The organism is Bradyrhizobium sp. MV1.5 (genome assembly GCF_055807615.1).
Map to the genome: position 1 here is coordinate 108059 of NZ_JBVVPL010000019.1, position 17695 is coordinate 125753.

At 63.6% G+C, this 17695-nt stretch carries 20 protein-coding genes; 9 read left to right on the top strand and 11 right to left on the bottom strand.

What is annotated here, in order from left to right; translation table 11 throughout:
• Positions 1-99 precede the first annotated feature (99 nt).
• Complete coding sequence (locus AC0L2J_RS19415) at positions 100-1278, bottom strand: acyltransferase family protein (protein WP_473393228.1); 1179 nt, start codon at positions 1276-1278, stop codon at positions 100-102.
• 170 nt (positions 1279-1448) lie between these two features.
• Here AC0L2J_RS19415 and AC0L2J_RS19420 point away from each other — a divergent pair, with 170 nt between their 5' ends.
• Positions 1449-1622 (top strand): DUF1328 domain-containing protein, encoded by a 174-nt coding sequence (locus AC0L2J_RS19420; RefSeq protein ID WP_007612121.1) that lies wholly within the window; start codon positions 1449-1451, stop codon positions 1620-1622.
• A gap of 101 nt (positions 1623-1723) precedes the next feature.
• Here AC0L2J_RS19420 and AC0L2J_RS19425 read toward each other — a convergent pair whose 3' ends face one another.
• Positions 1724-2083 (bottom strand): DUF427 domain-containing protein, encoded by a 360-nt coding sequence (locus AC0L2J_RS19425; RefSeq protein ID WP_007612119.1) that lies wholly within the window; start codon positions 2081-2083, stop codon positions 1724-1726.
• Positions 2084-2294: 211 nt separating this feature from the next.
• Here AC0L2J_RS19425 and AC0L2J_RS19430 point away from each other — a divergent pair, with 211 nt between their 5' ends.
• Positions 2295-2531, top strand: a complete 237-nt coding sequence (locus AC0L2J_RS19430; RefSeq protein ID WP_007602284.1) for a BolA/IbaG family iron-sulfur metabolism protein — start codon at positions 2295-2297, stop codon at positions 2529-2531.
• A 24-nt stretch (positions 2532-2555) separates the two neighbouring features.
• Positions 2556-3749 (top strand): low temperature requirement protein A, encoded by a 1194-nt coding sequence (locus tag AC0L2J_RS19435; protein WP_007612117.1) that lies wholly within the window; start codon positions 2556-2558, stop codon positions 3747-3749.
• 185 nt (positions 3750-3934) lie between these two features.
• On the opposite strand, the gene egtD is transcribed toward AC0L2J_RS19435, so the two are convergent.
• Together egtD and egtB are read right to left on the bottom strand one after the other, a co-directional pair.
• Positions 3935-4906, bottom strand: coding sequence for an L-histidine N(alpha)-methyltransferase (egtD, locus tag AC0L2J_RS19440; RefSeq protein WP_007612115.1), 972 nt, complete (start codon positions 4904-4906; stop codon positions 3935-3937).
• 53 nt (positions 4907-4959) lie between these two features.
• Positions 4960-6258 carry an ergothioneine biosynthesis protein EgtB gene (egtB, locus tag AC0L2J_RS19445; protein ID WP_007612113.1) on the bottom strand — a complete coding sequence of 433 codons (1299 nt, stop codon included), beginning with the start codon at positions 6256-6258 and terminating at the stop codon, positions 4960-4962.
• A 227-nt stretch (positions 6259-6485) separates the two neighbouring features.
• On the opposite strand from egtB, the gene grxD reads away from it, so the two are divergent.
• From grxD to AC0L2J_RS19465, 4 genes are read left to right on the top strand one after another with little or no spacing between them, the layout of a single operon-like run.
• Positions 6486-6812: a Grx4 family monothiol glutaredoxin gene (grxD, locus tag AC0L2J_RS19450; protein ID WP_063995769.1), complete on the top strand. Its 327-nt coding sequence runs from the start codon at positions 6486-6488 to the stop codon at positions 6810-6812.
• A gap of 3 nt (positions 6813-6815) precedes the next feature.
• Positions 6816-7367 (top strand): O-acetyl-ADP-ribose deacetylase, encoded by a 552-nt coding sequence (locus tag AC0L2J_RS19455; protein ID WP_007612110.1) that lies wholly within the window; start codon positions 6816-6818, stop codon positions 7365-7367.
• 46 nt (positions 7368-7413) lie between these two features.
• Positions 7414-8700: a serine hydrolase domain-containing protein gene (locus AC0L2J_RS19460; RefSeq protein ID WP_473248587.1), complete on the top strand. Its 1287-nt coding sequence runs from the start codon at positions 7414-7416 to the stop codon at positions 8698-8700.
• A gap of 1 nt (position 8701) precedes the next feature.
• On the top strand, positions 8702-9964 hold the full coding sequence (locus AC0L2J_RS19465) for a serine hydrolase domain-containing protein (protein ID WP_473393198.1): 1263 nt from the start codon (positions 8702-8704) through the stop codon (positions 9962-9964).
• A gap of 105 nt (positions 9965-10069) precedes the next feature.
• Here the strand turns inward: AC0L2J_RS19465 and AC0L2J_RS19470 are convergent, their stop codons facing one another.
• The 6 genes from AC0L2J_RS19470 to murI form a co-directional block, all read right to left on the bottom strand.
• The gene (locus AC0L2J_RS19470) at positions 10070-11137 is read right to left on the bottom strand and encodes a threonine aldolase family protein (RefSeq protein WP_007612107.1); all 1068 of its coding nucleotides are present in this window, start codon (positions 11135-11137) and stop codon (positions 10070-10072) included.
• 88 nt (positions 11138-11225) lie between these two features.
• Positions 11226-11843: a 30S ribosomal protein S4 gene (gene rpsD, locus AC0L2J_RS19475; RefSeq protein ID WP_007612106.1), complete on the bottom strand. Its 618-nt coding sequence runs from the start codon at positions 11841-11843 to the stop codon at positions 11226-11228.
• Between the two features lie 196 nt (positions 11844-12039).
• A complete protein-coding gene (locus AC0L2J_RS19480; RefSeq protein ID WP_473393202.1) occupies positions 12040-12807 on the bottom strand; it encodes an acyltransferase in 768 nt (255 codons plus the stop codon).
• 105 nt (positions 12808-12912) lie between these two features.
• Positions 12913-13296 carry a cupin domain-containing protein gene (locus AC0L2J_RS19485; protein ID WP_473393207.1) on the bottom strand — a complete coding sequence of 128 codons (384 nt, stop codon included), beginning with the start codon at positions 13294-13296 and terminating at the stop codon, positions 12913-12915.
• Positions 13297-13368: 72 nt separating this feature from the next.
• Positions 13369-14142, bottom strand: a complete 774-nt coding sequence (locus AC0L2J_RS19490) for an HpcH/HpaI aldolase family protein (RefSeq protein ID WP_473393210.1) — start codon at positions 14140-14142, stop codon at positions 13369-13371.
• A 62-nt stretch (positions 14143-14204) separates the two neighbouring features.
• On the bottom strand, positions 14205-15002 hold the full coding sequence (gene murI, locus AC0L2J_RS19495; RefSeq protein ID WP_473393213.1) for a glutamate racemase: 798 nt from the start codon (positions 15000-15002) through the stop codon (positions 14205-14207).
• Between the two features lie 173 nt (positions 15003-15175).
• Between murI and AC0L2J_RS19500 the strand changes: the two genes are divergently transcribed.
• Both AC0L2J_RS19500 and AC0L2J_RS19505 read left to right on the top strand, forming a co-directional pair.
• Positions 15176-15727, top strand: coding sequence for a cytochrome b (locus tag AC0L2J_RS19500; RefSeq protein WP_063995776.1), 552 nt, complete (start codon positions 15176-15178; stop codon positions 15725-15727).
• A gap of 242 nt (positions 15728-15969) precedes the next feature.
• Positions 15970-16611: a glutathione S-transferase family protein gene (locus AC0L2J_RS19505; RefSeq protein ID WP_063995777.1), complete on the top strand. Its 642-nt coding sequence runs from the start codon at positions 15970-15972 to the stop codon at positions 16609-16611.
• 18 nt (positions 16612-16629) lie between these two features.
• Here the strand turns inward: AC0L2J_RS19505 and AC0L2J_RS19510 are convergent, their stop codons facing one another.
• Positions 16630-17436: a Crp/Fnr family transcriptional regulator gene (locus AC0L2J_RS19510; RefSeq protein WP_007612089.1), complete on the bottom strand. Its 807-nt coding sequence runs from the start codon at positions 17434-17436 to the stop codon at positions 16630-16632.
• Between the last annotated feature and the right edge of the window lie 259 nt (positions 17437-17695).

Consider the following 17695-nt stretch of genomic DNA (forward strand, 5'->3'; position numbering starts at 1 on the left):
CCGTCAACTTGTCCCCCGGCCCCGCTACGCAACTCCGGGTTGTTGCCCCCGCGGTTCCCCGGTGGGCCGCGCGCTCTCCCGGGCTACGAGCGTCTTGCCTCACAACACGTGCGACGCCCCCGGAATCTTCCGTAAGGCCGCCGTCAGACCCCAGCTCGAGATCACCGTGAGCACGAAGCCGATCGTGGCTTTCACGATCGCAGGCCAGCTGTAATCGAACAGCCCGTACTGGATCCACAATGCGATCGGGTAGTGCACCAGGAAGATGCCGTAGGCATCCGCTTGCATGCGGTCGAGCAGGTTCGGGCGCGGCGACTTCTGGTCCAGGAAGAAGGCGAGAATCGCGAGCAGGATCGAGCCGGAGAACAGCACGAAGAACGTGCCGTAGATCGCCTGATACCAGTGCGGCTGTGGGTCGGGATTACCGAGGATCTCGCGCTTGATGTAGATCATGACCCACATCAGGCAGTAAGGAACCAGCGTGGCGAGCACCCATAGCCAGCGCTGTTTCGGCAGTTGCCCGTCGGCGCTGAGGATGCCGCGATCGAAGTTCGCCGCTCCAACGCTGACGCCGATGAAGAAATAGGCGAAGTAGAGCGGGATGCGGCTCGCCTGCACCGAGAACGGCCCGAACTCGAACCAAGTGCTGCCGCCGAAATAGAGCAGCGCCGGCACGTAGGCGATTGTGGTGATGACGACGAGCAGCAGCCAGAATACGACCGGCTGTTCGAATCCGCGCAGCGAGACGCGATTGACCGGATCGACCAGATGCGCGGAGACCCGGTAGAGCAGGCTCGCGGTCAGGTCGAACGCCAGCAGCACCCACACGAACCAGATCGGGCCGCTCGGCCACGGGCCAACCGTGATCGTCTTCCACCAGAATGCCGTAAAGCTCAGCCCGGGATCGTGCCGCAGCGCGATTGCGTAATAGGCGAGCGGGATGACGGTGAACGCCGCGATCGCGAACGGCAGCCCGAGCCGCAACAGGCGATCGCTGAGAAAAACGGACGGCGCCTTGCGGGCGATGCCAGGCCAGGTGAATAGTCCTGACAGGAAGAAGAACATCGCCATGAAGAAGCTGTCGGTGGCTAACACGACGATGTCGAAACCGGCCCAGGACGCCGGATCGGTGTGCCCGAAATAGGTGTAGGGAATGACGGCGTGGTGCAGCAGCACTACCAGCGTGAGGAAGGTGCGGGCGCGATCCAGCGACAAATTGCGCGCCTTGCTCCTCGGCGCCGCGTGCGCCTCTGCGCCGATCGTCGCTGAGTGTGACATCGTCATGGTGGCCGCCCCGGTCGCGCTTTCCGTCCCGGCCGGACTTTGCCGCCGGGAACCGGATTCAGCAAGGGTCGTTTGGACGCTAGGAACCAGTTCCCTGCGCCGAAGTTAGCGTTCGCCAAAAGGGCTTGGGGCTGCGGCAAGCGGCACAAATTTCGGAGCTGGCGATGACGATCCTGAAATGGGCGCTGATATTCTTACTCGTCTCGATCGTGGCCGGCGTGCTCGGCTTCACCGGCATCTCGGCCGCCTCCGCCGACATCGCCCGCTTCCTGTTCTACGTGTTCGTCGTGATTTTCCTGGTGCTGCTGATCCTGGGACTCACGATATTCAGGGCGTAGCTTCCTTCGTCATTCCGGGATGGTGCGTTAGCACCAGACCCGGAATCTCGAGATTCCGGGTTCGATGCTGACGCATCGCCCCGGAATGACCAACACGGGGCTTACCCCACTTCCTCGATCTTCACCTTGTCCGGATAGAAGGCGAGGTGACCGGAAATCTCGGTCATCGCGGGGAAGGGCGCCTCATAGGTCCAGATCGCGTTGTCCAGCGTCTGGCCGTCGGCCTTGACGCTGTAATAGCTGGCATCGCCCTTGTAGGGGCAATGGGTGACGCGGTCGGTGCGCTCCAGCAACGCCATGTTGGCGTCCTGTCGCGGCACATATTGAACCGCCGGATATTTCGCCTCTTTCAGCGTCAGCGCCTTGGTGGTCTCGGCGATCACGATGCCGCCGGCCGTGACGCGGACGCGCCGGGGATTTGGGGTGATGGTGATGGGGTGGTCGGGCCCTGGAAGTTTCATGATTTCACGCCTTTTTCGATCACTCTGCCGCGCGCGGCACTTTGTCGTGGCTTTATCCAGATGGGATCACCGATATAGTGCCGGAAGGCGTGACGTAGAAGGCCGTTCACGCTAAGTTTGGCCCCGCTGGCAAGTTTGGCTTTGTAGACCCGGACCCCGGCAAGGATTCGACGACAAGGCTGATTGCAGCCGAGACAGGAGCACGACCAGAATGCCTATGGACGCCCACGATATCGAGGCGATGATCAAGGCGGCGATCCCCGATGCCGAAGTGACCATCCGTGACCTCGCCGGGGACGGCGATCACTATGCCGCGACCGTGATCTCGGAAACCTTCCGCGGCAAGTCCCGCGTCCAGCAGCACCAGATCGTCTATCAGTCCCTCCGCGGCCAGATGGGCGGCGTCCTGCATGCGCTGGCGCTGCAAACCGGTGTGCCGGGCGCTTGATCTGATCGTGACGGGGGGATGACGATGGCTGCGGACAATCCGCGCGGCGCGATGTTTCGCGTCATCCTGCCAAACCAGCACAGCCGCGTCACCAATGCCGAGCTGTTCTTCGACCTGGTCTTCGTTTTCGCGATCACGCAGGTCTCGCACACGCTGCTGCACCATTTCACGCCGCTCGGTGCCGTGCACGTCGCGGTGCTGTTCCTCGCGGTATGGTGGGTGTGGGTCTACACCGCCTGGGTCACCAACTGGCTCGATCCCGAGCTGACGCCGGTCCGGATCCTGATCTTCCTGATGATGCTGGGCGGCCTCGTGCTGTCGACGACGATCCCGACCGCCTTCGAGGGGCGCGGCCTGTGGTTTGCGATCGCCTACGCAACGATGCAGGTCGGGCGCACCGCCTTCTGGATGTTTGCAACGCCGCACCATCGAACTGCGGTCCGGCACAATGCGATCCGCATCCTGACGTGGCTCTCGGTCTCCGCGATCTTCTGGATTCTCGGCGGCCTCGCCCATGACGAGGCGCGGCTATGGTTCTGGATCGTGGCGCTGACGATCGAATACATCTCGCCGGCGGTGCGCTTCTGGGTCCCCAAGCTGGGCTTCTCGTCGGTCGAGGCTTGGGCTGTCGAAGGCGGCCACATGGCCGAGCGCTGCTCGCTCTTCGTCATCATCGCGCTCGGCGAGGCCGTCGTCGTCAACGGCGCGACCTTCGCCGAGCTGGCCTGGACCGCAGACAACATGCTGGCCTTCGTCTCCGCGCTGGTCGGCAGCATCGCGATGTGGTGGGTCTATTTCCACAGGGGTGCCGAGGCCGGCGCCGAGCGCATCTCGAAATCCGAGGAATCCGGCCGGTTGGCGCGGCTCGCCTACACCTATCTGCACATGCCGATCGTCGCCGGCATCATCCTGACCGCGGTCTCGGACGAGCTGGTGCTGAAGCATCCGGTCGGGCATTCCGATATCAGGACTATCGTCAGCACGATCGGAGGTCCCTTGCTGTTCCTGGTCGGCACCATCCTGTTCAAGCACGCGATCCGCGGCTTCCTCCAGCTCTCGCACGGGATTGGCATCATCGCGCTCGCGGCGCTGTCGTGGTTCGCCGCCGAACTGTCCCCGCTATGGCTGTCGGTCGCCGCGACGGTGATCATGATCGTTGTTGCGGTGTGGGAATCGGTCTCGCTGGGATCGACGCCGGAAGAAGCCGAGGAGCATTGAGCACGGGCCGCGAGCGCCTGACTGAACGCCTCGTCCTTCGAGACGACCGCTCCGCGGTCTCCTCAGGATGAGGCTAATCAGCGCCGGTGCCCGTCGAAACTGCTGCCACGGATACCGTCCTCATCCTGAGGTGCCCGCCTAAGGCGGGCGTCTCGAAGGATGCGCCGCAGGAAACGGAGGAATTTCTACTCCGCCGCCTCCAGCGCGTGCACCGAGAACATCTTCGCCGCATCCGTCCAGCTCTCGCGCACCCGCCAGCCTGCGCCCTGCGCCAGCGCGGCGAAGCGCTCGAGGCTGTATTTGTAGCTGTTCTCGGTGTGAATGCTCTCGCCCGCGCGGAACGAAAAGCTGGTGCCGAGCAGGCGCACCGTCTGGCTCTTCTTGCTGATCAGGTGCATCTCGATGCGGTGCCGTTCGCGATTGTAGATCGCGCGATGGGTGAAGGCGGAGAGGTCGAAATTGCCGCCGAGTTCGCGGTTGATCCGCACCAGCACATTGAGGTTGAAGCGCGCGGTGACGCCGGCGGCATCGTTATAGGCGTCGTGGAGCAGGCGCTCCTCCTTCTCGAGGTCGGCGCCGATGATCATCTGCGCACCCCGGCCCAGAATAGCGCGCGCGCTCTTCAGGAAGGCCTGCGCTTCATGGGGCTCGAAATTGCCGATGGTCGAGCCCGGGAAGAACCCGACCTTGGGCATGGTCGCCACCGCCTTGGGCAGCTCGAACGGTGTGGTGAAGTCGGCCGCCACCGGGTAGATGCCGAGTGACGGAAAATCCCGCTTCAGGCCGTTCGCCTGCGCCGTCAGGAAATCGCCGGAGATGTCGACGGGCACATAGGCCGCGAACTTGCAGTGGTTGAGCAGCAGGCGGACCTTTGTGGTCGCGCCTGCGCCGAATTCGACAAGGGCCGCGTGCTCCGGGATGATTTTCGCGATCTCGCTGCCGCGCTCCTTCAGGATCGCAAGCTCCGTGCGCGTCGGGTAATATTCGGGCAGGCGCGTGATTGCCTCGAACAATTCCGATCCGGCCGCATCATAGAAATATTTCGGCGACAGCTTTTTCGGCTGCTGCGAGAGGTCCTCAATGGCCTCGCGCGCGAAGGCAGTGGTCTGCTCGTCGGGAAGATGGGCTTCGGCCAAAGCGCTGGCGTGCACATTCATGGTACTCTCCTGAACGCGCTGTCCGGCGCGCATTTTGTCGTCGGATGAGAATTTTACTCGTAGTCGGCGAGCCGCAGTCCCGTGAACTGCCAGCGGTGGTGCGGATAAAAGAAGTTGCGATAACTGATACGGCTGTGCCCCTCCGGGGTTGCAAGCGAAGAGCCGCGCAGCACCAGCTGGTTAACCATGAACTTGCCGTTGTATTCGCCGAGCGCGCCTTCGATCGCGCGATAGCCGGGGTAGGGCGAATACGAGCTGCGGGTCCACTGCCAGACGATGCCGAAGGCATCGTTGAGCTGGCCGGCGCGGGCCGCGACCTCCCACTCCATCTCGGTCGGCAGATGCTTTCCGGCCCAGCGCGCGAAGGCGTCGGCCTCGTAATAGCTGACATGGCAGACCGGTGCGTCGGGGTCGACCGGCTTGAGGCCGGCCAGCGTCATGACCTGCCATTGGCCGTCGACCTCGCGCCAATGGCCCGGGGCCTGCCAGTCGTCCTTGTTGGCGGCGGCAAAGCCGTCCATCAACCACAGTGTTGCGTTCGCGTAGCCACCATCGCGCATGAAGGCCAGCCATTCGCCATTGGTGACGAGATTGCGTGCGATCTTGACCGGGCCGACGAGGGCGCGGTGGGCCGGCTTCTCGTTGTCGAAATGAAAGCTGTCCTCGACATGGCCGACGGTATGGATGCCCTCGTTGAGCGTCAGCCAGGCATTGCCGGCGCGCGTTGCGGATGGAAAGTGCCAGTCCGGATCGTAGGCGGGATAGACCGGGTTCTGCGCAAAGGCGTGCAGGATGTCGGTGAACATCAATTCCTGATGCTGCTGCTCGTGATTGAGCCCGACCTCGACCAATGGGGCGAGGGCACGGAGCTTGTCCTCGCCGGCCTCCCGGAAGAACTTCACGACCGCAGCATCCACATAACTGCGATAGGCGCCGACCTCGCTTGCACTGGGACGGGTGATGTCGCCGCGGTGATTCCGGGCATGACGGGGCCCTGCGCTGACGTAATAGGAATTGAACAGGAAGGCGAAGTCAGGGTGAAAGGGCCGGTAGCCGGGGCAATGCTCGCCGAGCAGAAATTGCTCCCAGAACCAGGTGGTGTGGGCCCGGTGCCATTTTGCGGGGCTCGCATCCGGCATGGATTGGATCTGCTGGTCCTCCGGCGAGAGCGGCGCGGCGCGGCGCTCGGTCTCGTTGCGGACCGTGAGAAAGGCATCCTCAAGCCGCCAGGCGAGGTTGCTCGGGTCGGCCGGCGGTGACGAAAGCGGCGGACTGGCCGTAGCGGAGGCTGGTTTCGTCACGTTTTTCTCCAGACAGGACAAGAGAACGTTGTTGGCGTTGCCCGGTTCCAAAACCTGGGTTCGTCCTAGATAGGGCGCCCGTTACGGGATAAAAGTGCTTTTCGACGATGATATTAATGTCATCAGCCTATGGTCCGGGCCGGCCAGCGGACCCCGTCGCCGCCATTTTACTTTGGATGCACAACGGTTTGGGCTACATATATGGGAGGTATCGGGTTAGATCGGCCGAGCCGGCCCGAAGGGATTATTGAGGGCTCGCGCCCCAGAAGGACACGGATATGAGCATCGAGGAATTCATCGCCAACGAAGTGAAGTCGAACGACGTGGTTCTGTTCATGAAGGGCACACCGCAATTTCCGCAGTGCGGGTTCTCCGGCCAGGTCGTCCAGATCCTCGACCACATCGGCGTCGGCTATAAGGGCCTCAACGTTCTCGAATCCGCCGAACTGCGCAACGGCATCAAGGACTTTTCGAACTGGCCGACCATTCCGCAGCTCTACGTGAAGGGCGAGTTCGTCGGCGGCTGCGACATTGTCCGCGAGATGTTCCAGGCCGGTGAATTGCAGCAGCTTTTCTCCGAAAAGGGCGTCGCTGTCGCGGCCTGATCCATGACCCAGCTGACGCGCCGGATCGGCGGCGCGGAGCTCAAGGTCATCGTAGCTGACATCACCACGCTGAGCGTTGACGCCATCGTCAACGCGGCCAACACGTCGCTCCTGGGTGGGGGCGGCGTCGATGGCGCGATCCATCGGGCGGCCGGTCCCGAGCTTCTGGCCGAGTGCCGGAAGCTCGGAGGATGCCCGACCGGCGATGCCAAGATCACGAAGGGCTACCTTCTTCCTGCGCGCCATGTGATCCATGCGGTCGGCCCGGTCTGGCACGGCGGCACTCGCGGTGAGGCAGAGGCGCTGGGCGCCTGCTATCGCCGTGCGCTTGAGCTCTGTGAGGCCAATCAGCTGACCTCCGTGGCGTTCTCCGCGATTTCGACCGGGGTTTACGGCTTTCCGGCCGACCAGGCCGCGAAGATTGCGGTCCATGCGACCATTGAAGCCCTGCCGGCCGCGCCGCTGGTCGTCGACGTCATATTTTGTTGTTTCTCGGAAAAGAGCGCGGTTCTGCACGCGGACGTTTTGGCGCGGTACGGCGGCCCTTGTGCCTGACGACGCGGTCGGTACACTCTGCCGGGCCATGTTCCGGGGAGGGGATATGATTTCACAGTCTGGACTGCGTGCGCTGGTCTGCGCCGCGCTTGTGTCGTTGGGTACGATGTCGTTCGCGCGGGCGGAGGGCACCTACGAGATTCCGGTCGGCGCGCATTTCAATCCGGACAAGCTCGCGAGGATCACCGAGTTCTTCAAGAACGAGGTTGCGACCGGCAAGATCGCCGGGGCAAACGTCCTCATCAAGCAACATGGCAAGCCCGTCTACCACGAAGTCTTCGGCGTGCAGGACGCGGTCAGCAAGGCGCCGATCACCGACAAGACGATCTTCCGCCTGTTCTCGATGAGCAAGGCGATCACGTCCGTCGTCGCAGTGAAGTTGATCGAGGAAGGTACGATCAAGCTCGACGATCCCGTCTCGAAATACATTCCGTCCTTCGCCAATGTGAAAGTCGGCGTCGAGAAGAAGACCGAGGACGGCACCAAGTCGCTCGAGCTCGTGCCGCCGAACCGGCCGATGACGGTGCACGATTTGATGACGCACACCTCGGGCGTCACCTACGGCTTCTACGGCGACAGCCTGGTCCGCAAGGCCTATCGTGAGGCCAACATCTATGCCGGCGATTTCGACCTCGCCGAGTTCGCCGAGCGAATCGCAAAACTTCCGCTGCACAACCAGCCGGGCGCGCTGTGGCAATACGGCCATTCCACCGACATCCTGGCGCGGGTCATGGAAGTCGCGGCCGGCAAGCCGCTCATCGAGATCGAACGGGAGAAGCTGCTGGACCCGCTCGGCATGGTCGACACCGGCTTCTTCGTCACCGATCCTGAGAAGCAGAAGCTGCTGGCGCAGCCGGTGCCGAACGACAGCGATTTCCGGGTCGGACGGATCAACGATCCGACTGTCGTCAAGAAAATCCAGTTTGCCAGTGGCGGTATGGTTACGACCATGGCGGATTATGAGCGCTTTACGCAGATGCTGCTCAACGGCGGCAATTTCGACGGCAAGACGATTCTCAAGCCCGAGACGTTCAAGCTGATGGTGACCGACCAGATCGGACCCAAGTCGGGCGTCGATCGCGATTATTTCTATTTCCCCGGCGACGGTTTTGGTTTCGGTCTCGGACTTGCGGTCCGCACCGACCCCGGCAACGCAAAACCGCCGCCGCCCGGCGATCTCGGCGAATTGAAATGGGACGGCGCCTCCGGCTGCTATTTCGTGATCGACCCCAAGCAGGACATGTTCTTCGTGCTGCTGGAACAGACCCCGACCGAGCGCCAGCGCGTGCAGCGAACATTGAAGCAGCTGGTTTATGAAGCGATGGAGAATTGACATGTTCGGGCGCCGCGCATTGATCGCGGCGCTCGTGCTTCTCGCCGGCAGCATCGTTGCGAAGGCGGGCTCCGAGAGACCTGCGGTCCGCACGCTCTCGCCCGCGGGGCTGGCGAAGGTTTCCGACTACATCCGCAACGAGGTCGCTACCGGCAAGATTCCCGGCGCCATTCTGCTGCTTCAGCAGCACGGCAAGCCGGTCTATTACCAGAATTTCGGCGTCCGCGACGTCGCGACCGAGTTATCGATGAGCGCGGATACGATCTTCCGCCTCTACTCGATGTCGAAGCCGGTCACCTCAGTCATGGCGATGATGCTGGTCGAGGAGGGCAGGCTTACGCTCGACGATCCCGTCGCAAAGTACATTCCGGCCTTTGGCGGGATGAAGGTTGGCGTCGAGAGGAAGGCCGAGGACGGCAAGGTTGCGCTGGTGCTGGAGCCGGTGAATCGCCCGGTCACGATCAAGGACCTGATGCGTCACACCTCGGGGCTGCCTTACGGCTATCAAGGCGGCGGCGCGGTGCGCGAGCTCTACGCGGACGCCAATCTCTTCAACAGCGAACTCACCAACGCCGACTTCGTCGCGAAGATCGCCGCGCTGCCGCTGGTCGAGCAGCCGGGCACGGTGTGGGACTACGGCTTTTCCACCGACGTGCTCGGCCGCGTCATTGAGGTGATCTCCGGAAAGACGCTGCTCCAGTTCGAGAAGGAGCGGCTGCTCGATCCGCTTGGGATGACCGAGACCGCGTTCTTCATTGCCGATTCCGCCAAATTCCCGCGCATCGCCGAGCCGATGCCTGGGGATCGCAACATCAATCCGACAACGCAGGTCCGCGACATCAAGCGGCCTACGAGATGGGAATCGGGCGGCGGCGGCATGGTCGGCACGATCGGCGATTATGCCCGCTTCGCACAGATGCTGCTGAGTGGCGGCACCTATGACGGCCGGCGCTATCTGAAGCCGGAGACCATCGCGCTGATGGCCTCGGATCATATCGGGCCGGAGACGAAGATCGCGCGCGACCAGAACTATTATCCGGGCGGATCTTCCGGCTTTGGTCTCGGCTTCGCCGTGCGCACCTCGGTACCCTCTGGAACGGCGTGGCCGCTCGGCGAATATCGCTGGGACGGCGTCGGGGGCACGTTCTTCTTCATCGATCCCGAGGACGATCTGTTCGGGATCTTCATGGTGCAGACCCCGACGCAGCGCGGCCGGATTCAGCTGGCGCTGAAGACGCTGATCTATCAGGCGATGGGGCGGTGAATCGCCGATTTGTTTGTAGCCCGGATGAGCGCAGCGACATCCGGGATCCCTGCGCGTGAAGTCCCGGGTATCGCTGCGCTCACCCGGGCTACCGGACTGCTCGACTTACGCTCCGCGCACGATTTCGCGCACGTAGCCGATCGTCTCCTCGATCTGACTCGCGTTGACGTCGAGATGGGTGCAGGCGCGGATGCGGCCGTCCATCATCGCAAGCGTCACGCCGCGCTGGCGCAGCGCCGCAACCATCTTGTCGCCGGGAATGCCGGCGCCATCGGGCTTGAAGAACACCAGGTTGGTCTCGGGCTCCTGCACCTCGATTCCTGCGATCTGCGACAGACCGCGGGCGAGCGCGCGCGCATTGGCGTGATCGTCGGCAAGCCGCTCGACGTGATGGTCGAGCGCGTAGATGCAGGCCGCGGCACAGATTCCGGCCTGTCGCATCGAGCCGCCGAGGCGCTGCTTCCACTGCCAGACCGCATCGATGAAGGCGCGCGAGCCCGCCAGCACGCCGCCGATCGGCGCGCCCAAGCCCTTCGAGAAGTCGATCCAGGCCGAATCCCAGCCCGCGGTCATGTCGCGCGGCGAGATGCCGCTCGCGACAGTGGCGTTGAGCAGGCGCGCGCCGTCCATGTGGGTGACGAGGCCATGTTGTTTCGCGATCGCGACGATCTCGTCGAGCGCAGCCTTCTTCCAGATCGTGCCGCCGCCGATATTGGCGGTCTGCTCGACGCTGACCACCGTCTGTGGCGGCTGGTAGCGCGTGCGCGGATGCAGCGCTCTGCGAAAGGTCTCCGGCGTGAACTGGCCGTCGGGTCCCTTCAATTGCGTGACTTGAAAGCCGCCGATCGCGGCATGCGCGCCGCCCTCGCGCGCGATGATGTGGGCGCTCTCATGGGCGAGGATCTCGTCGCCGGGGCGGCAATGCACCAGCGTCGCGGTGACGTTGCACATCGTGCCTGACGGCATGTACACCGCGGCTTCCTTGCCGAGCAACTCGGCGACGCGCTCGCACAGCGCGTTCACGGTCGGATCGTCGCCGACCTGCTCGTCGCCGACCTCCGCCCGCGCCATCGCCTCGCGCATCGCAGGTGTCGGCTTGGTCTGCGTGTCCGAGAGCAGATTGATGCGCACCGGCGGCGCTTTGGGGTCGATCGGGGGAGGGGTGTAGAGCATGCGACGCCTCCTGAAGGCAAACGGCCAATGAAGTGTGGCTCTTAAGCAAAAAGGCCCCGGCGAACCGGGGCCTTTCGATATTCAGATCTTAGCGCGAATAGAATTCGACGACCAGATGCGGCTCCATCTGCACCGGGAACGGCACGTCGGAGAGGTGGGGGATGCGAATGTATTTCGCGGTCATCTTGCCGTGGTCGACTTCGAGATAGTCGGGGGTGTCACGCTCGGAGAGCTGGCTGGCTTCGAGGACGTGGGCGAGCTGCTTCGAGGCTTCCTTGACCTCGATCACGTCGCCGATCTTGACCAGATAGCTCGAGATGTTGACCTTGCGGCCGTTCACCTTGACGTGGCCGTGGTTGATGAACTGGCGCGCGGCGAAGATCGTGGAGACGAACTTGGCGCGGTACACAACCGCGTCGAGACGGCGCTCGAGCAGGCCGATCAGGTTCTCGCCGGTGTCACCCTTGAGGCGGCTGGCCTCGACGTAGATGCTGTGGAACTGACGCTCGGAGATGTTGGCGTAATAGCCCTTCAGCTTCTGCTTGGCGCGCAGCTGCACGCCGAAGTCGGAGAGCTTGCCCTTGCGACGTTGGCCATGCTGGCCGGGGCCGTATTCGCGGCGGTTCACGGGGCTCTTCGGGCGGCCCCAGATGTTCTGGCCCATACGGCGATCGAGTTTGTACTTCGCCTCACTGCGCTTAGTCATCGCGTCCTCTTCAGGTACATGGTTTGAGGAAACGCGCCCTCCTGTGTGACGGGCTAGCCCGGCACTGACAGGTCCGATCCCCAAAGCTTAAGGGACGGGACCGCGGGTCGCGAAACGCTTCGCGGGCCGAAATCGGCCCGCGAGCAAGCGGCTTTTAGGGGGATTTGGGGCTCGCTGTCAATGCGAATGGCCGAAATCACGTCCCGACCGCCCGGATCGGCTTGGGGCCCGCCGCCTGCAATTCGGCAGCGATTTCATTGTTCAGGACCTGTTCCAGCCGGGTCAGGACCCGGGCGATTGGGGCGCCATCGGTGACCCGGTGATCCCAGCGGATCACGACATGGATGGTCTGATCGGGCCCGACCACCCCATAGCTGACGATGAAAGGCCCCGGTGTGATGGGGTGAAGCTCGCCGCCGCCATAGGCGGCCACCGAGCTCACCGCGAAGCTGCCGAACCAGTTGCCGCGCTGCCGGCCGAAGTTCAGCCCCATCGCCCAGGACAGCCGCCGCAGCGGTAGCGGCAGGCGGGTGGCCCGCATGATCTTGCGGAACATGGGAATTTCGTCGATCGGGGCGGTCTTGGCGCGCCGGATCTCGGCGTCGACCGCAGCCAGCGTCATGGCCTCGGGAGCCGCGATTCGCTGCGGGATCACGCATTCCTCGCCGCCCTCGACCCGGGCAATGGCCACCGACGCCACGCTCGTCGGCAGCTCGTAGAGCGACGGCCAGGGCCATTTGGCATAGACGGTACGCAGGACCGGCTCGTCCCTGGCGACGAGGGCAAAAGCCTTGACGAACATGGCCGCCCAGCCGGCTGGCGCCATCGCGCCCGCGCGAGCCTCCAGCAGGGGGCCGATATCGAGCGAACGTGAGAGCGACACGAAGGGCACGCCCATCGAGGCGTGCATGAGGTCGATAATCAGGCGACGCGGCAGCGAAATGGTCTTAGGAGTCCCGCGCATCGCTCTTTGGTTTCCCCTGATTAAAGTTTGTGCAGCGAGCGGGGGTCCCGCTCGCCGCCTGCTCTAGCACGAACCAACGAGCTCAGGGCCGGTCGGTTCGCCGCATCAGGGCGCCGGCGAGGCCAGCGGCTTGGTCTTGTCGACGACGTAAACCCCAAGCACCTTCATAGCCTTATCGCCGTGGGCTTTGGCGTCATGCACGACGCCTGCCGGGATCTGGTAGGAATCGCCGGCTTTCAGCGTCTTTTCCGGCTGCCCGTCGATGAGGAGATTGAGTTCACCTTCGAGCACGTAGCCGGTCTCAATGCCCGGATGGGTATGGCGTCCGGCCGAGCCGCCCGCCGGGACTTCCGCGATGGCGGTGACGGTGTTGTAGCCATCCGGAAATTCGACCTTCTGGAGCGGGGTGCGCTTGATGCCGGGCTGCTGAGCGAAGGCCGCGACAGCGAGGCCGGTGAAGGCGAGAGCGAGCAAAGTCTTTTTGAGCATGGTTTTTCCTCCCTGGAACGACTGAGCCTAGCAGCGCCGCTGTTCCCGGCAAGGTGGCAATCGGCTTCGCCGTCAGCGCTTGATCCCCTCGAACGCCGCCATGATGCCGCGCTGGAACAGCGACCAGTCGAAACCGAGTGCGATCGCACGGTAGCCGCGATCGACCAGGGCGTTGGCCTGATCTGCGGTACGCGCCACGCCGCCGATCGGCACGCCGCTTCTGAGGATGCCGGCCTCGGCCCGCGCCACCAGCTCCAGCAATTCCGGATCGTCCATCTGTCCGCGCTTGTTGATGGAGGTGGCGAGATCGCCGGGGCCGATCACGGCGACGTCGATGCCGGGCGTGGCCATGATCTCGTCGATGCGGTTGACGGCGTCGACGTGCTCGATTGTGATCATGCAGATCATCTCGTCGTCGGCACTGGCCATGTAGTCCGGCATCGACTGGCCCCAGCGGAATGGCGCATGGAACGGACCCCAGAGCCGATCGCCGCGTGGCGGATAGCGCACGCTGCGCACCGCTTTCTCAGCCTCCGCGCGATTGGTGATCATCGGGAAATTGATGCCGAAGGCGCCGATGTCCATCGGTGCCTTCGCAAGCCATGGCTCGTTCGCCGCGATCCGCACCAGCGGTGTGCAAGGTGTGCCGGTGGTGGCCGCGATCATCGCATGAGCTTCGGTCAGTCCAATCGGCCCATGCTCGAGATCGACGATGATCCAGTCGAGGGAGCGCGCCAGGATCTGCACGGTCTGCACGCTCGGGATCGTCGCGATCGCGCCGAAGGCGGGACGACCCTCGCGCCAGAGCTGGCGGAGACGGTTGAGCGGCGTGGTCGGGACGGACATGGGAAAGAACCTGTAGGAAACGACGACGGCGGAGCCTAGCAGCGCGCTGTCGAGGCGCAAGGTCAGGCCGGAATGCGGCCGCCGAAGAACGGCGTCAGCATGGCCGAAAGGCCATGCACGCGGTTCGAGGTGAAGATCATCTCGGCGCCGGATTGAAGGATGTCACCGGCGTGCGGGCCGAGTAGATCCGAGACGCGGCGGGCGATCGCGGGCGCCGGATCGATCCAGTCGACCGGCCAGGGCGCGAGCTTTTTCAGCCGGTCTAGCAGCAGTGGATAATGCGTGCAGGCTAGCACGACGGTGTCGGTGCGTGCGCCTGCGTCCCCGGCATCGCCGACGAAACACGGGGCGAGCTCGGCGAGGATGGCGTCGTCGCTGACGGGAGAGCCGCTGAGCTCGGCTTCAGCCAGCGCGGCCAGCTCGGGCGAGCCGACCAGTGTCACCTCGCAACCCTGCGCGAAATCGCGGATTAGCGCCTTGGTGTATTCGCGCTTCACCGTGCCCTTGGTGCCGAGCACCGACACGCGCCGGCTCCTCGACTGCGCGCAGGCCGGCTTGATCGCCGGCACAGTGCCGACGAAGGGCAGGGAATAAGCGGCGCGCAGATGCGATAGGACCAGGGTGGACGCCGTGTTGCAGGCGATGACGACGAGGTCAGGATCGTGCGTGCCGACCAATTCCCCCATCAGCGGCACCACGCGGGCGATGATCTCGTCCTCGCTGTGGTGGCCGTATGGGAAGAAGGCGTCGTCCGCGACGTAGACATAATGCGCGTCGGAGCGCGCGGCCACGACCTCACGCAGGACCGTGAGCCCGCCAAGGCCGGAATCGAACACCAGAATCGTCGGAGAATTGGTCACGTGATCACTCTAGCCCGACATGGTTACCATTCGGTTTTTGGGGCGGTTTTGCGGCAGGGGCGCTGAGGGCCAATTTGGAACGATTCAATTTCGCGATTGCCGCATGGTCCCGCTATCAGCTGCCGTACTGCGGTGCGGATAGGGACAGGCCCGCAAAACTCCGGAGCGCCGACATGATCAGAAATACCAGCAGCGGCTGGGGCAGCATTTCCAGATGGCTGCACTGGAGTCTGGCGCTGACCATCCTCGGCATGATCGGCTTCGGGTGGTGGATGAACCACATCCCGGCGCGTCCCGACCGTTTCTTCTACCGCTCGATCCACGCCGATATCGGCTACGTGATCCTGCTGCTCACGGTGCTGCGCCTGGTGTGGCGCCTCGTCAACCCGACGCCGACCATGCCGGCCGAGGCCTCGCGCTGGCAGAAGGTCGCGGCCTATGTCAGCCACGGTGCGCTCTACCTCGCCGTCATCGTCGTCACCATGCTCGGCTGGGCGCATTCCGGCGCGCACGCACCTGATTATTCGGATTTCTTCGGCCTGTTCCACGTGCCGCAATTCACCGCTCCCGACCGCGCGGCGGCGGGCGCCTATGAAGACCGCCACATCCTCTTTGCCTATGTGCTGCTCGCCTTGATCGCGGTTCACGTGATCGCCGCCCTGTGGCACCATTTCATCCGCCGCGACCGCGTCGTGGCGCGGATGGTGACGGACGAGGCGGGGTAGGGCGGCTTCGTGCTTCTGTTCGATCCGTCATCCTGAGGTGCGAAGATTGCGATGCGCATGCATCGCAATCGGAGCCTCGAAGGATGAGCGGCCGGATGCAGCCGGGCCGTCGCCCTTCGAGGGCCGCTGAAGAAGCGGCCACCTCAGGGTGACGGTTATGGAATGACATTGCTTCGACATCGCAATGACGGAGTATGATGCGGCGCCAAGTCTGATCAAACCCGCAACTCGCAGGAAGCCTCATGCTCACCGTCCATCATCTCGGCAAGTCGCAGTCCGAGCGTATCGTCTGGCTGTGCGAGGAACTGGGGATTCCCTACGAGCTGAAGCGCTATACGCGCGATCCCGTCACCATGCTGGCTCCGGCCGAGTACAAGGCGCTGCATCCGATCGGGGCGGCGCCTGTGATCACCGACGGTGAGCTGGTGCTCGCGGAATCCGGCGCCGTCGTCGACTACATCGTTGCAAAATATGGCGACGGCCGACTCGTGCTCGGTCCCACTGATCCCGCCTTCGCGCAGTTTCTGTATTGGCTTCATTTCGCCAATGGCACCCTGCAACCCGGCATGGGGAGGATGATGATCCTGAGCCGGCTCGATCTCGCCAAGGACAATCCGACCCTGCTCGCGATGAAGGGGCGTCTCGATCGGGCCTACGATCTTCTCGACGCAAGGCTTCGCGAGGCCGAATATCTTGCGGGCAGCGCCTTCACGACTGCCGACATCATGACGGTGTTCTCGCTCACCACGATGCGCTACTTCCAGCCCTATGACCTCCAGCGCTGTCCGGACGTGGTCAAATATCTCGGCCGCATCAGCGCGCGGGCGGGCTACCGGCGTGCGATGGAGAAGGGCGATCCGGGCATGGCGTTGCTCTTGGACTGAACGGCGGCGTGCGGGCTATCAAGCGATCCTGTTCGTGGTGGCCGTCCGCTCCGACGCCAGCTGCTTCTGCAAGCGATCGATGTTCTGCAGTAGCCGCTGGCTGGTCAGCACCAGGAAGTAGTAGCCGAACTGCGGATCCTGGAAGTAGATCTCGAGCAACCGGTCATAGGTAATCGTCAGCACCTGCCCGTCTTCGATGCATTCAATCGTTCCGGTGCGCCGGTTGCCCGGCGTGAGGAAGCCGAGCTCGCCCATCAGCGCGCCCGGCATGATCTCGATATTGATCTCCTTGACCAGGAACTTGCCGGTGACGGTGAGGAGCATCTCCTTGGCTGGATCGCCGAGTTTGAACAGCGTGTCGCCGCGGCGATATTTGCGTTCGGTCATGAACGGCTTGAGCCATTCGATCGACATGTCGCCTTCGGCCGCATGGCGCGCCTTCTTGACGAGCTTGAGCATCTGCCGCAGGCGCAAGGCGTTGATCGGTAGCAGCAGGAGATAGAGCAGGAAGGTCGAGACGTTGGCGGAGAGCGCGCCGAAGACGGCGAAGAACGCGCAGCCGACCATGTTGGCGACGCGCAGCGGCACCATGGTCCGCATCAGGAGCGTGGCGACGAAGAAGCCGGCCCCGACCGCGGCGAACATATTAGCCAGCGTGATGTTCTGGACGAAGATCTCCAGCATCCGATTGAAGATCGAGTCATAGGTGACGTTGTTTGGATCGAGGCCCATCTGGACCAGGATCTTCGCGATCCTGAGGTTATCCGTCGCCGCCTCGAGAATGCGGTCGAGGATCGACGAAATGTCTGCGCTGCCGGACGGCATGGTACTATCCCCGCGTAAGGCCTTCAGTCCCGGTCGGTCTTCTCGACACCTATAGCCGAAATCGAACGACGACCTCTTGAATGAAGCTTTCGGCCGCCGTGCCGCAAGAGGCAAATTTTAGCCTGATCGGGCATTTCGGCAATTGCCTGTTTGGCGGTGCGTATGACCGTGGCGCGCCCGCGATTCGGGGGCCACCGGCTACGAGCCTCGGCGTGGTGGACCTCGGCGGCCGACGGGGCGGGGCGGGACCAGTCGTGGG

Coding starts and splice junctions, on each gene's coding strand:
- AC0L2J_RS19500 (WP_063995776.1), top strand. CDS start 15,176: ATGATCAGAAATACCAGCAGCGGCTGGGGCAGCATTTCCAGATGGCTG.
- grxD (WP_063995769.1), top strand. CDS start 6,486: ATGAGCATCGAGGAATTCATCGCCAACGAAGTGAAGTCGAACGACGTG.
- egtD (WP_007612115.1), bottom strand. CDS start 4,906: ATGAATGTGCACGCCAGCGCTTTGGCCGAAGCCCATCTTCCCGACGAG.
- AC0L2J_RS19470 (WP_007612107.1), bottom strand. CDS start 11,137: ATGCTCTACACCCCTCCCCCGATCGACCCCAAAGCGCCGCCGGTGCGC.
- rpsD (WP_007612106.1), bottom strand. CDS start 11,843: ATGACTAAGCGCAGTGAGGCGAAGTACAAACTCGATCGCCGTATGGGC.
- AC0L2J_RS19430 (WP_007602284.1), top strand. CDS start 2,295: ATGCCTATGGACGCCCACGATATCGAGGCGATGATCAAGGCGGCGATC.
- AC0L2J_RS19480 (WP_473393202.1), bottom strand. CDS start 12,807: ATGCGCGGGACTCCTAAGACCATTTCGCTGCCGCGTCGCCTGATTATC.
- AC0L2J_RS19425 (WP_007612119.1), bottom strand. CDS start 2,083: ATGAAACTTCCAGGGCCCGACCACCCCATCACCATCACCCCAAATCCC.
- AC0L2J_RS19460 (WP_473248587.1), top strand. CDS start 7,414: ATGATTTCACAGTCTGGACTGCGTGCGCTGGTCTGCGCCGCGCTTGTG.
- AC0L2J_RS19455 (WP_007612110.1), top strand. CDS start 6,816: ATGACCCAGCTGACGCGCCGGATCGGCGGCGCGGAGCTCAAGGTCATC.
- AC0L2J_RS19465 (WP_473393198.1), top strand. CDS start 8,702: ATGTTCGGGCGCCGCGCATTGATCGCGGCGCTCGTGCTTCTCGCCGGC.
- AC0L2J_RS19435 (WP_007612117.1), top strand. CDS start 2,556: ATGGCTGCGGACAATCCGCGCGGCGCGATGTTTCGCGTCATCCTGCCA.
- AC0L2J_RS19490 (WP_473393210.1), bottom strand. CDS start 14,142: ATGTCCGTCCCGACCACGCCGCTCAACCGTCTCCGCCAGCTCTGGCGC.
- AC0L2J_RS19420 (WP_007612121.1), top strand. CDS start 1,449: ATGACGATCCTGAAATGGGCGCTGATATTCTTACTCGTCTCGATCGTG.
- AC0L2J_RS19505 (WP_063995777.1), top strand. CDS start 15,970: ATGCTCACCGTCCATCATCTCGGCAAGTCGCAGTCCGAGCGTATCGTC.
- AC0L2J_RS19485 (WP_473393207.1), bottom strand. CDS start 13,296: ATGCTCAAAAAGACTTTGCTCGCTCTCGCCTTCACCGGCCTCGCTGTC.
- AC0L2J_RS19510 (WP_007612089.1), bottom strand. CDS start 17,436: ATGCCGTCCGGCAGCGCAGACATTTCGTCGATCCTCGACCGCATTCTC.
- AC0L2J_RS19415 (WP_473393228.1), bottom strand. CDS start 1,278: ATGTCACACTCAGCGACGATCGGCGCAGAGGCGCACGCGGCGCCGAGG.